The following is a 13447-nucleotide window of genomic DNA, read 5'->3' on the forward strand; positions in this document are numbered from 1 at the left end:
GACCTGTACAAATTACTGTTACACGAAAGACAAGCGATGCCATGTGTTTTCAACATTTCTGAAAAATGTACGAGAAATTAATCTTCTTTCTCAGGAACAACTTTGTTTAGAACTTAGAAAGCATAGCAGTATGTTTTATAATTTAGATTCTATTACTGTAAGTAGATGGGAACGAGGTGTCAATATTCCCTCTCTTGCAAAACAAGCTGAAATCGTTGAATTATATGACAATGAATTAATTTGTATTTATGCATGTGACCAGCAATTCCTTCAAGAGTCGACTCATTTAATAAAATCTAATTCTAAACAACAAAAGTCAATCCACCCTTACTACAGGAATGATGAATATCATATACAAACTATCGATGTTAAAGATGATAGTTTCTATCTCGTATTGAAAATGATCCTACGATATGAGGGAAATCCTACTTTAATGTTAAACCCACCATTAGAGGAATTTGACAGCCTAAACGATTTAAAAATTTCAGTGGCAACTGCGTTTAATGGCCAAATTGTTGGGCATAGCCTTTTTCTTACAACAACTGAAAATGTGCTAACGGAGATAATAGATACAAGTAGAGACTTAAGAACAGTTATAAGTAGTAGTAATAATAATGAGCATGATGCAATGCTGGTGTTTTCATCTTCAGGTGCAACCAAACAAGTTGAGAATAGCATAATGTCGACCTACCTTAATCATTTCTCACAGCAGAGGAAAATGCGTTACCTATGCTTTTATACATGCGATAGCAATTTAGTAAAGACGTTAAATTCTGCAAAATTAAAGACATACAGACTTACAAAGGTAAAGTGTCAGGAAAAAGTCGTCAACATAAGATCGTATTTATTAAAGAGATCAGAGTTAATGGCTAATCGATTTTTATTAAAGTTGGCAATAATCACACCAAAGCAACTAGGTTGCCTATTAGGAGCAAACACAAAGGAACAGGTTCATGAATGTACTCATAGTCGATAACTGCAAATACGCGAGGAGAACAACAAGAGCAAAGTTCTCTGAAGTTTTTAGGGAATTAGACGTAGAGTTTGAAAACGCTGAAAACAGCAAATCAGCTATTAGTTCGCTAGATAATACAAAAAGAATAGGTTTATCCAAAGTAAACCTGCTAATTATAGATGTGAACATCATTATCGAAGATAAGTTTACTCTGATGAACTATATGGTTAGGGTTGAGGACTATTTTACGCCATTCATTATTATTGGCTCTGCTGATAATTGGTTTTTTGAGTTTGTTGGAGATGTCGCTTCAAACCTAAAATTGAATCTTGTAGGAACAATCAAAAGCCCTTTAACGTATGTCGAAATTTATAATGTTGTCACAAATGAATTTTGTAAACTTAGTACAAATAAACCAGTTCCATTTCTAGAGTCTATTTACGGCACTACATGTATAAAAGAAAATCTTAACATGAAAAAACTATGCCTCTACTACCAACCGAAAGTCGATATTAAGACAAAAAAAATCGTCGGTTTCGAAGTTCTTTCCAGAATTAATACAAATAACAATCAAACCCTATATCCTGATGACTTCATCCCTTTCTTAGAGAAAGAAAAGCAAAGCTATAAGCTAACAAAATGCGTTTTTGAAAAAGCACTAGAACACTGGGAAAGTGAACCTGTTCTGAAAGATTACAATCTATCTATTAACATAAGTGCAGATGATCTACGCCGAGAAGATTTTATTATGGATATCGTTAATCAGTTTGAAAAGCATAGAGATATTGATATCACATTTGAACTAACAGAGTATGCTCCAATAGAAAATGAATTTCTAACCGATGAATCAATCAAGAAAGTTATTGCTTCTGGGATTCGATTTTCTCTAGATGATTTTGGTAAAAGTTACTCGAGTTTAAAGCGGTTAGATTCCATTCCCTTTGATGAAATTAAAATAGATAAAACGTTCGTTTCCGACATGGATGTGAATCATCAACATCAAGTAATTGTGGAAGCTATAATCGAACTTGGAAGTAAATTGAATATAAAGGTTACTGCAGAGGGAGTCGAAACTTATCTTATTTTAGATATGTTATATAATATGAACTGCCAGTATGTGCAAGGGTACTATTATAGTGCACCATTATCAGCATCAGAATTATTAGATTGGATTGAAAATTACAATAAAAACTTCCAATAAAATGCTACAACATTACTGCTAATTAAACGTGAATATAGTGAGTACAATCCAAAATCAAGGGGACAGCTTTATCCGTACACTCACCATCAGCTAGCAATAGACAGCCCGTCATGTTTGAAATTATACGTTGTTAATAATTCACCTATCTTTGAGGATCCACGACTCTACTCACTTTGAAATTTCGACCATTCTACTATGGTAAATAGTATGTGCTCCTGTAAACTCATAACATACTGACTTGTAGGATAAGTTCATGAGCCAACGCACTCTTCATACCCTCTTCAAACCTAAATCAGTTGCCATTATTGGCGCCTCAAATAAACCCAAACGAGCCGGTAATGTCTTGATGAAGAACTTGCTATCTGGTGGTTTCTCGGGGCCTATCATGCCGGTGACCCCAAAATATGAAGCGGTAATGGGGGTGTTAGCTTATCCCAACATTCAGGCTCTACCACTTACTCCCGATCTTGCCATTATCTGCACCGCCGCTAATAGCGTACCCTCAATTATTGAAACCTTGGCCCAGTTTGGCTGTAAGGTCGCCATCGTCATGGCCTCAGGTATGGCCGATGAATTTAACGAGGAAGGTGTCAGCCTGTTAAGTCAGATGCAGCAATTTGCCGATAGGTATGGCATGCGGATTTTGGGCCCCAATAGTTTGGGGATGATATTGCCAAACCTAGGCTTAAACGCCAGCCTTGCTCACACCAGTGCCCTGCCAGGCAAGATTGCATTCGTATCGCAATCAGCGGCTATTTGCACCACGGTACTAGACTGGGCAAATAACAAAGGCATTGGTTTCTCCTCTTTTATCTCTCTCGGTGATGCCAACGATATTAACTTTGATGAGCTTTTGGATTATTTAGGTAGAGATTCCAAAACCGATGCTATTTTGCTCTATATCGACTCGATTAACGAAAAGCGCCACTTCCTGTCTGCGGCGCGGGCGGCGTCACGTAATAAACCCATATTAGTGATTAAGTCTGGTCGAAGTATTGAGGGCGGTAACGCAGCTCAGCTACACACTGGTGGCGTGTCTGGAAACGATGCTGTTTATGAAGCCGCCTTCAGACGTGCTGGTATGCTTAGGGTTAACGATCTTATCGAGCTCTTTGCCGCAGTAGAAACCTTAGCCCACTCACGGCCTTTGCAAGGCGAGCGTCTTGGGATCATCAGTAATGGTGGTGGCCCTGCAGTTTTGGCATTGGATGAACTTATTTTAGGCGGAGGCAAATTACCATCACTGTCCCCCGAGATCTACCAGCGTATGGATGCATTACTTCCTAAAAGCTGGTCTCGCCAGAACCCGATTGATATCGGAGGTGATTCAGATGCAAACCGTTATGCCAAATCTCTTGAGATCTTAATGGACAGTGACGATCTCGATGCGATCTTAATCTTGCACTCACCCTCAGCGTTAGGTGAAAGTGTCGGGGTAGCCGAAGCCATTGCCGATACTATTGCTAAGCACCCCAATCGGCACAAAATCAATATTCTTACCAACTGGAGCGGCGAAGACTCAGCCTATGAGGCGCGTAAGCATTTCTCAAAGTCTCGTATTCCGACCTATCGCACACCAGAGGGTGCCGTGGGTGCATTTATGCATATGGTTGAATACCGTCGTAACCAAAAATTACTGCAAGAGGTACCGCAATCTATTCCAGTTAATATTCCAGCCGATTCCGCATTGGCCCGAGAAAAGTTACAACAGGCTTTAGCTCAGGGTAAAACTGTTTTAGAAACCCATGAATCACGCGCTATTTTAAATGCCTATGGGCTCAACACTATCGATACCTGGTTTGCCACCACGGCTAAGCAAGCCGTTGAGCTTGCCAAGCACGCTGGTTACCCTATAGCGTTAAAGCTGCAGTCTCCTGATATTCACTACAAATCTGATATACAAGGCGTAATGCTTAATTTGACGTCTGACTTAGAAGTAGAACATGCCGCAAAAGCCATGATTGAAAGAGTGATGTCGGTTAATCCTGATGCACGAATTGAAGGGCTAATTGTTCAAAAAATGGCGCTCACCGCTGGGGCTCAGGAGATACGTGTCGCTGTGGCTAACGATCCTGTGTTTGGTCCGGCAATTTTGCTAGGTGAAGGCGGCTCTGAATGGGAACCGACTAAAGATGCGGTTGTTGCGCTTCCCCCTCTTAATATGACGCTGGCACGTTATATGGTGATCCAAGCGCTAAAAACTCAAAAACTCAGAGATAGGCATTTGCCACTTGGGTTAAATATGCATGCCCTATGTGTCATGCTTACCCAGATCTCACACTTGATTATTGACTGCCCAGAAATCGCCAGCCTCGACTTAAACCCCGTGCTCTGCGCTGGCGAACAGATCACGCTACTCGATGTCAATATTGGTCTGCACCAAGAGCCCGTTGATAATGCGTCAAGGTTAGCAATCTCCCCTTACCCGAAAGAACTCGAGGAGGTTGTTACCCTTAAGAATGGCAATAAGGTTATGCTTCGCCCCATTTTGCCTGAAGATGAACCTAAGCATCTGGCCTTTGACAATTCTCTTTCAGATGAAGATAGGTATAAGCGCTATTTTGGGGTCCGCTCTAAGATGACCCATGAGGAAATGGCGGTATTGACTCAAATTGATTACGCCAGAGAAATGGCCTTTATCGCAACTGCAATTGATGAGGACGGGGAAGAAACGACTTTAGGAGCCATACGAGCCTCTATCGATCCTGATAATACTGAGGCTGAATTTGCCATGGCTGTACGTAGTAATTACCAAGGCCAAGGTTTAGGAAAGCTGTTACTTGAAAAACTCGTTAAGTATTACAAACAAAACGATACCTTAGTACTGACTGGCTTCACCATGTTTGAAAATCGCAATATGGCAAGCCTAGCAAAGCGTTTGGGCTTTAGCGTGACCTTTGATATGGAAGATCGGCTGATTAACATGCATATGGACTTAAAAGCCGATTAACCTTATTAAAGCGAATATACAAGCCATTATCATATGCTGTTAATGGCTTTTTTACGTTTTTGAGCAACTAAAATTGTTTAGCTATGGTCGCTCTATATCTGCGTTTCAGCGGTTCTTTCACCAATAACACAATTACGCCCTGATGACTTAGCTCGATATAGGGCTTCATCTGCACGAATAAAGTAACTGTCCTTATCATCAGTAGGCTTTAATGAGGCCACGCCTACCGACACAGTGACATTTCCAAGGGGTAATTTCTTCTCTTTGCCTATGGTTAAATTACGACCGGCTATCTTGGCTCTAATATTCTCGGCAACTTTATGGGCATCTTGATGAGAAGTATTAGGTAGCAAGATCACAAATTCTTCTCCGCCATATCGAGCCACAAAATCATCCCCCTTCACGGCACTTTTAAGTGCCTGAGCCACATAGGCGAGCACCTTATCACCGATTAAATGGCCGTGAACATCATTAAATTTTTTAAAGTAATCGATATCAACAACCAACAAACTACTTTCAATGTTCGAAAGATTGAAACTATCGATGTGGCTTATCACTTCTTTGTCAAATGCTCGGCGATTATTCAGTGACGTGAGCTGGTCTGTCATCACTACAGAACGAAGTTCGACCATCTCTGTTTTTAGCGCATCTACCTCTTCACTCATGCTGGTAAGGCTCTTGTCCATCTCACTATTCGCGCTAATGATCTCATCGAGCTCAGAGGTGATACCGTTGACTAAATCCTGTAATACAGCAGGTTCTGGCTCGCCCTTAAGAGCCGAGTCAAATTCCGTTAGTGACTCAGAAAAGCGCGATGTCCCCTTACTTATGCTCGCTATCTTTGCCAATAAACTATTGATAAGGACTTGAGTTTCTATTTGTACATTTTCGATAACTTCAGGAGAGTGGACTTGGATATAATTCTTATGGAGGTCTTCACTGATAGTTGGAGTGAAGGCAAGATTATTAGCTAATAAGCCATCTATCGCACGCTTTAGATCGAGATTGATCCCCTTATAGTATTCATACCAAACGGCGTAATTCTCAGGGGTGACAGGAATATTTAATTCTGACATTTTAGGTACAGCGTGGCGCAGTATTTTTGCCGACAGCTCTGTTTCAGACAAATGTTGTGCCATATCCATAAATTGAAGCCTCTCGTTCGATATCCATAACTATCAATACATTAAACAAAAAAAAGGGTCTTGCCACCCTCTTTTTCAAAAAAATTACATATTCATAACCATTTATGTTCTACACCCCAAAAATATGTCTGTACTAGAACGATAAATATTGGTTTTCACATTCATTAAGCCAAGCAAGCTATCGAACAGGTTATCATGAGAAAAACCGCCTTTAGCGGCTTCTTGATTTAAGCAAGTTAAATCCAGGCGGTTTTGCTTAGCAAAACCTTTAGAAATCCAAGCTAACAAAGGCACCTTAGTTTGCTCACCTGGCGCAAATGAATACGGCGTACCATGGAGGTACATACCGCTTTCTCCTAATGACTCGCCGTGATCTGAAATATAAAGCATTGCGGTATCAAATTGCTCACTCTCGCCCTCTAACTCTTTCACCACCTGAGACACAATATAATCTGTGTACAAAATCGTATTGTCATAAGTGTTAACTAGCTGCTGATGAGTACAGTTTTGGATATCACTTCTTTGGCAGTCAGGCACAAAGCGGCGGTGTTGCTCAGGGTAACGTAGATAATATGTAGGTCCATGGGAGCCAATGATATGCAGTACTATCAGGGTATCTTTAGCTTCGATAGTTTTAAGCCGTTTATCCAGCTCATTTATCAAGACCTGATCATAACAAAATTCACCATTGCATAGCTTGGCATCGCTATTATGGTCGATAACCACATGCTCTATGTTCTGACAAACCCCTTTACAGCCACTGTCATTATCGAGCCATTGAAGTTGAATGCCCGCATGATCTAATACATCGATAATATTATCTTGTGCCAGTGCTCTATGAGGATCGTAATTTTTATGATCCATTCTTGAAAACATACACGGTAGAGAGACTGCGGTTGCAGTGCCACATGAATGTGTATCTTGAAACGCAATTAAACCTTGATTTTTAGTATGCTCGTTAGTCGCTCTATCATACCCGTAGTACTGATAATTAGCCGCTCTGGCCGTTTCTCCGACCACTAGCACCACTAAATTCGGTTTAGCTTTAGGCTTATCTTTAAGATTAGCTTTAGCTGTTGTATTTATTGCATCTAACCCCAAATGTTTATATTTAAGCGGCTTTTGCAGGTAGTTCACATCAATATATTTGATAGTAGAACCAATAAAGTAAGTGGGAATAATATAACGCTTAATGATGTCGTTATTACGTCCAAAAGAGACGTAGTTTTGATAATAAAACATGCCTATCAGCACTATGCCCGCGAGCATAGTCAGCATAAACAAGGCCTTATGCAGCATCTCCTTGCTAAAAGCTTTGTACTGGATATTGGCTTTATATATCAGTAAGGAAGGGATAACTCCCGTCACAAGGAAATTGAGGACTGATGCCCAATTAAGGTAGGTCGCCGCTTCTGATTGATTACTCTGAACAGTGTTTTCGATCATGCCGTAGTCAAAAACGACTCCATATTGTAATGCGGCAAAAAACACACTCGATGAAAGCAAAGTCAGTAAGATAAAGAATGGCTTGGTCAGGTACTTGAAACTAAAAACACTGAATAAAAAAGACAACGCAAACAGCAAAAACAGAGGCATAGTCGCAATAAATACCATGTTCACATCGGCTTGTTTATCTACACCCTGCTTGATGATTTGAAAAAGCGGAATATTAAGTACAAATACATAATAAATCGCAAGAATGAATGTGAATTGATTACTCGTTAAGCTTTTAAGACGTGATAACACTGGTTTTCTCACTCAGTTCGGTGCTTATTTTTAGCTCAATAAGCTGACTAACTAGCCGTGGCAATTTAAAGCCTTATCGTTGTATCACAACACAAAGACTAAAATGCTGCTAGGAGGATAGAACATACATTTTCGCAAAAAATGTATCACTTGTAACGTTAAATAAACGGTCCCAAGCAAGAGTGACTAATTAGACAGCGATATTGAAAAGTTACTGATTTTAAAGTTTGAACATCAGGGATTTTACATGGCTAAGAAGGCTGTGCCTCTAGCCATGAAGAACAGTGTTAATAAAATAAATTACGTTATAAGTTAAAGGCATACTTAATCATTAACCTGAAGAAAAGCGGTACTAGAACTCTTGATTAATTCGTTCGAAAAAGTCTAGTAACTGCGTACGTTCCGTTTCGGTAAATTTGGCGGTAAGGTCTTGGGTTAGTTGAATATGTAGCTTATCATGCTCTTCAAACATCAATTGCCCACTCTCGGTAAGCTCCACCAAAATGGAGCGCCTATCACTAGCATGAGGTGTACGAATAACTAATCCAGCATCAACCATTTTATCGACTTGGACCGTCAATGTACCAGTCGTAATTCCAATCTTTTGCGCTAACTCTTTCATTCTCATAGGACCATTTAGCCCCAAAATTTCAACGGTATGCACCAGAGGTAAGCTAAACCCTTTATCTTTTACAACCGCCATTTCCCAAGACGACAACTTCTCGTAAAACTCGATCATCGCATGATGTAAATTATCGTCTTGGTTTGTCATTAAATAAGTTCCTAATTAGTATTAGTTTATTGTGCCTGAGTAACAGGATTAACTTCAATAGTGATATGAGACAAGCGCTCAAAATCTGCTAGTTTCGCCCTAAAATAATCAGCATTGCTAGTGCTTTCAGCACACAGGACCATACTAGCAGCATAGTGATTAGCACTTATCTTCCACACATGGAGATCAAGTAACTGTGCTTCTTCTTTCTCTAATGTCTGCTTTATCTTATCAAGGTAGGCCTGATCGATACTCGCATCCAATAATATTGGCCCTGTTTGTTTGAGTAATCCCCATGCCCATCGACTTATGATCAGCGCTCCGACAATCCCCATAACAGGATCCAGCCAATTAAGACCAAAGTATTTACCCATCAATAAGGCGCCAATGGCTAATAATGATGTTAAGGCGTCAGCCAGCACATGAAAATATGCGGCACGTAAATTATGATCGTGACCATGATGCTGGTTATCTTGGCGACTGTGCTGGTGTTCATGGTTCTGGTGGCTGTGACTATCGGAATGCTGGTTAGTATGATCGTGGCTGTGACTGTGTGAATGATCATGACTGTGTTCGTGACCGTGCGAATGGCTATGATGATCTTTTAATAGAAAAACACTCACCACATTAACCACAAGACCAATAATCGCCACTAGAATGGCCTGATTGAAATAGATCTCATGAGGGTTAAAGATTCTGACACTCGACTCAGCCAACATGATAAGTGCGACTAATCCCAAGGCGATAGCACTGGTATACCCTCCGAGTACGCTCACCTTGCCAGTTCCATACGAAAACTCTGGCGAATTTGCATGTTTTCGTGCATAGCGGTAGGCGAACAAGGTAATCATGAAAGCCGCTGCGTGGGTTCCCATATGCCAGCCATCAGCTAATAATGCCATTGAACCATAAATGGTACCGGCAATGATCTCTGCCAGCATAGTCACTATCGTAAGTACTAAGACGTAGGCGGTATTACGCTCTCCAGCACTATTCTGAGTCGAAAACTTCTGTTTATCTACACAATGAATTGCAGCCTGTTCACCATCGTTCATAAATTACGCCCTTGAATATTTTGTCTTAACATCTAGCCATAATCTCTTAGCTATCGTTCATTTCTGACTTATCGCTTCTATTAAAAGCCTGTCCGAACAGCTCAATTTCGATGACAAACAAGGAAATCAAACTGACCAACAAGGTTTGAGCTACTAATTAATCGTGAAACGAGTATTTTGACAATCAAACTAAGTTTGCGCTTTTAGGAGACGTAAAACAAGAGTTGGGACTATTTATATGATCTTGCACTATACCGTTAAACATAAATGATGCGTTGTTAATAAGCTTAAACCTAGGTAAAGGCGAACTTTATGCAAACCTCGCAGTCATATTTGGATAGCAATCATTGGGGCTGTAACAGCAGGCTGAGTATTTTTTTGTTTTTTTAACCCTTTTTGAAAACGACCCCGTTTATAGAGGTATTGAACACAGACAATACCTTTTTATATTGGAGATTTTATGACTTTATTTAATGCTGGTAACACACGTTTTGCAGCTACACTTTTAACTTCTTCTTTGATTCTTTCTGCCTTTTCATTCAATGCAAGTGCAACTAGCCCTGCTCACCCATCAGGATTAAATCAAAATATGATCAATGCACAAATGTTTACTACGGCAGATTATAGTTCGACCAAAGAGACTAAAATGTACCCAGCGCCAAAGGAAGGCCAAGTACAGCACATCTTAACCTTGCCAAAGCTGGACAATGAAGCCGACTATATGGTTGAGATCCAGATAGGCCAGACAAAGATGGTTGACTGTAACAAGCACGGTTTGTCTGGCGGACTTAAACAGCAAACGGTTAAAGGCTGGGGTTATAACTACTATCAAGTTGACAGCATTAGCGAAGGTCCAAGCACCATGATGGCTTGCTTTGATGAAGCAAAAACAGAGAAGTTCCTGCCTATCCGTGATGATCTGATGCTTAAATACGACAGTCGTTTACCTAAGGTATTTTATCTACCAGAAAACACACAAATACGTTACCGTGTTTGGAAAGTCGAATCTGCATTTAGCTATTCTGGTAATACAACAAAATAGCAGTAAGTAGTTATTTTTAAATAAAAAAAGCTACCTTAAGGTAGCTTTTTTTATGACTATTAGCGGCTTTTATCCATTAAGATTTAAGCGCACCAATCGCTTCTTTACACAGAGCGGTAATACGCTCCCAATCGCCCTGTTCCATCGCATCTGTTGGCGCAATCCAGCTGCCACCAATACAGTCAACATTCTTAAGCGCTAAGTAATCTTTATAGCTACTTGGAGTAATGCCGCCAGTTGGACAGAAACGAATATTAGCAAGTGGGCCAGAAAATGCCTTCAGTGCATTTACGCCACCTGATGCTTCAGCAGGGAAAAACTTAAAATTGGTGTATCCCAGTGCCATGCCTTTCATCACTTCTGAAATGCTCGCAACACCAGGGATCAACGGAGTGTTACCCGCCATTGCAGCTTCAAGCAGCTCAGTTGTAGCACCTGGGGTGATAACAAACTGAGCACCCGCAGAAATCGCCTGCTCTAACTGTGCTTTATTCAAAATAGTACCCGCGCCCACTAAGGCCTCTGGCACTTCTTGAGCAATCTTAGTGATGGCTTCTAAAGCACAATCTGTACGTAGTGTTACCTCTAAAACTGAGATCCCACCAGCGACTAGCGCCTTAGCAAGTGGCACAGCATGTTCAATCTTATTGATCACCATGACAGGAACAATAGGGCTGCGTTTAAAAATATCTTGCGGCTGTATTAACCAGTTATTCTCAAGCATTGCGTTACTCTTCCTTAAACTTTAATAGTGTTCATCAATAGCACTAGTGCTTCGCGCACCAGTTTCTGGACTGCTTAGGCTAGCGCGCAGTGCACCAAAAAGCTCTCGTCCCATTCCATAACTTGTTTTTTGCAAATCGACTTTTTCGGTAACTCTTGAATTGAGTTCAGTTTCATCGACTAGTAGAGACAGTTCACCTGTTGTTGCATTGACTCTGACTAGATCACCATTATGGATCTTAGCGATTAGACCGCCATCTAAAGCCTCTGGCGTTAAATGAATAGCTGCAGGCACTTTACCCGACGCGCCAGACATACGACCATCGGTCAGTAGCGCGACCTTAAAGCCTCTATCTTGTAACGTACCAAGGATTGGTGTGAGCTTATGTAACTCTGGCATGCCAATGGCTTTAGGACCTTGTCCCTTAACCACGACAACACAGTCTTTATCGAGATCGCCCGCTTTAAAGATAGCTTCAAGCTTATTCTGATCGTCAATCACTACCGCTGGAGCTTCAACAACTCGATGTTGCTCAGCCACCGCCGACACTTTAATCACCGCGCGGCCCAGATTACCTTTCAGCAATTTAAGTCCACCGTTACTTTGGAACGGCGTATTAAGTCCTGTTAGCACTTCAGAGTCTAAGCTGGTCTTTGGACCATCAACCCAAGTTAATTCGCCATTGCGAATTTGTGGCTCTTGGGTATAACGCTTAAGACCAAAACCTGCCACTGTATCGACATCTTCGTGAAGTAAACCACCATCTAGCAGTTCTTTTATCAAGTACGCCATACCACCAGCAGCGTGGAAGTGGTTAATATCTGCATGGCCATTTGGATACACACGTGCAAGTAGCGGCACTGCATCTGAAAGTTCAGAGAAATCATCCCAGTTCACGATAATGCCTGCAGCGCGAGCAGCAGCAACAATATGCATAGTCAGGTTAGTTGAACCACCTGTTGCCAATAGCGCAACAATGCCGTTAACCACTGACTTTTCAGATACCACTTTACCGATTGGCGTGTATTGAGTGCCCATTTCGGTTAAACGGCAAACCTGCTTAGCGGCAGTCTTGCTCAATACATCACGTAGCGGATCATCTGGGTTGACAAAAGATGATCCAGGTAGCTGAAGTCCCATCACCTCAAGCATCAACTGGTTACTGTTAGCTGTACCGTAGAAAGTACAGGTTCCCGCACTATGATAAGACTTAGACTCAGCATCTAATAACGCCGCTCTATCGATTTCACCTTGGGCATACTTTTGGCGAATACGTGCCTTTTCCTTATTAGGAATACCCGACTTCATCGGTCCAGCTGGCACAAATAACATAGGTAGGTGACCAAAGCTCAGTGCACCAATCAACAGACCCGGTACAATCTTGTCGCAAATACCTAGCAGTAAAGCACCGTCGAACATGTTATGTGATAAACCAACCGCGGTGCCCATGGCAATGACTTCACGGCTTAATAAGCTAAGCTCCATGCCAGGCTGACCTTGAGTCACGCCATCACACATAGCCGGTACACCACCTGCAACTTGGGCAACGCTACCCACTTCATTACAAGCTTGCTTCAACATATCTGGATACTCACCATATGGTTGATGAGCAGATAACATGTCATTAAAAGAGGTGATAATACCGATATTAGCTTTGTTTAACTGCTTTATGTCGGACTTGTCACTTGGGTTACAAGCTGCAAATCCGTGAGCTAAGTTACCGCAACTCAGTGCGCTACGGTGAACACCTTTATTTTTAGCATCATCGAGCGCCGCTAAATACTTAGCGCGAGAATCTTTGCTTCGTTCAATAATTCTGTCAGTAACAGATTGTACAACGCTGTGCATAATTACTCC

10 protein-coding genes are annotated in these 13447 nt (G+C 41.3%); 4 read left to right on the forward strand and 6 right to left on the reverse strand.

The features are described 5' to 3' along the window. From K5Q73_RS10605 to K5Q73_RS10615, 3 genes are all read left to right on the forward strand, one after another. Positions 1-976 (forward strand): helix-turn-helix transcriptional regulator (locus K5Q73_RS10605; RefSeq protein ID WP_220766144.1); only part of this gene is annotated, 976 nt, incomplete at its 5' end. Next, entirely contained in the window at positions 954-2156 is a 1203-nt protein-coding gene (locus tag K5Q73_RS10610; protein ID WP_220763051.1) for an EAL domain-containing protein, read from the forward strand. The genes K5Q73_RS10605 and K5Q73_RS10610, both read left to right, overlap by 23 nt. A gap of 253 nt (positions 2157-2409) precedes the next feature. Continuing rightward, positions 2410-5106: an acetate--CoA ligase family protein gene (locus K5Q73_RS10615; RefSeq protein WP_220763049.1), complete on the forward strand. Its 2697-nt coding sequence runs from the start codon at positions 2410-2412 to the stop codon at positions 5104-5106. A 92-nt stretch (positions 5107-5198) separates the two neighbouring features. Here K5Q73_RS10615 and K5Q73_RS10620 read toward each other — a convergent pair whose 3' ends face one another. From K5Q73_RS10620 to dmeF, 4 genes are all read right to left on the reverse strand, one after another. Then, entirely contained in the window at positions 5199-6251 is a 1053-nt protein-coding gene (locus K5Q73_RS10620; protein WP_220763047.1) for a GGDEF domain-containing protein, read from the reverse strand. Between the two features lie 102 nt (positions 6252-6353). Next, a complete protein-coding gene (locus K5Q73_RS10625; protein ID WP_220763045.1) occupies positions 6354-7997 on the reverse strand; it encodes a phosphoethanolamine transferase in 1644 nt (547 codons plus the stop codon). A gap of 352 nt (positions 7998-8349) precedes the next feature. Further along, positions 8350-8769, reverse strand: a complete 420-nt coding sequence (locus K5Q73_RS10630) for a MarR family winged helix-turn-helix transcriptional regulator (protein ID WP_220763043.1) — start codon at positions 8767-8769, stop codon at positions 8350-8352. 26 nt (positions 8770-8795) lie between these two features. Further along, on the reverse strand, positions 8796-9824 hold the full coding sequence (dmeF, locus tag K5Q73_RS10635) for a CDF family Co(II)/Ni(II) efflux transporter DmeF (protein ID WP_220763041.1): 1029 nt from the start codon (positions 9822-9824) through the stop codon (positions 8796-8798). Positions 9825-10284: 460 nt separating this feature from the next. Between dmeF and eco the strand changes: the two genes are divergently transcribed. Then, on the forward strand, positions 10285-10866 hold the full coding sequence (gene eco / locus K5Q73_RS10640; protein WP_220763039.1) for a serine protease inhibitor ecotin: 582 nt from the start codon (positions 10285-10287) through the stop codon (positions 10864-10866). A 76-nt stretch (positions 10867-10942) separates the two neighbouring features. Here eco and K5Q73_RS10645 read toward each other — a convergent pair whose 3' ends face one another. Continuing rightward, positions 10943-11590, reverse strand: a complete 648-nt coding sequence (locus tag K5Q73_RS10645) for a bifunctional 4-hydroxy-2-oxoglutarate aldolase/2-dehydro-3-deoxy-phosphogluconate aldolase (RefSeq protein WP_220763037.1) — start codon at positions 11588-11590, stop codon at positions 10943-10945. A 21-nt stretch (positions 11591-11611) separates the two neighbouring features. Then, positions 11612-13438: a phosphogluconate dehydratase gene (gene edd, locus K5Q73_RS10650; RefSeq protein ID WP_220763036.1), complete on the reverse strand. Its 1827-nt coding sequence runs from the start codon at positions 13436-13438 to the stop codon at positions 11612-11614. Positions 13439-13447 lie beyond the last annotated feature (9 nt).

Source organism: Shewanella sp. MBTL60-112-B2 (assembly GCF_019655055.1).
In the GTDB taxonomy this organism is placed as follows: domain Bacteria; phylum Pseudomonadota; class Gammaproteobacteria; order Enterobacterales; family Shewanellaceae; genus Shewanella.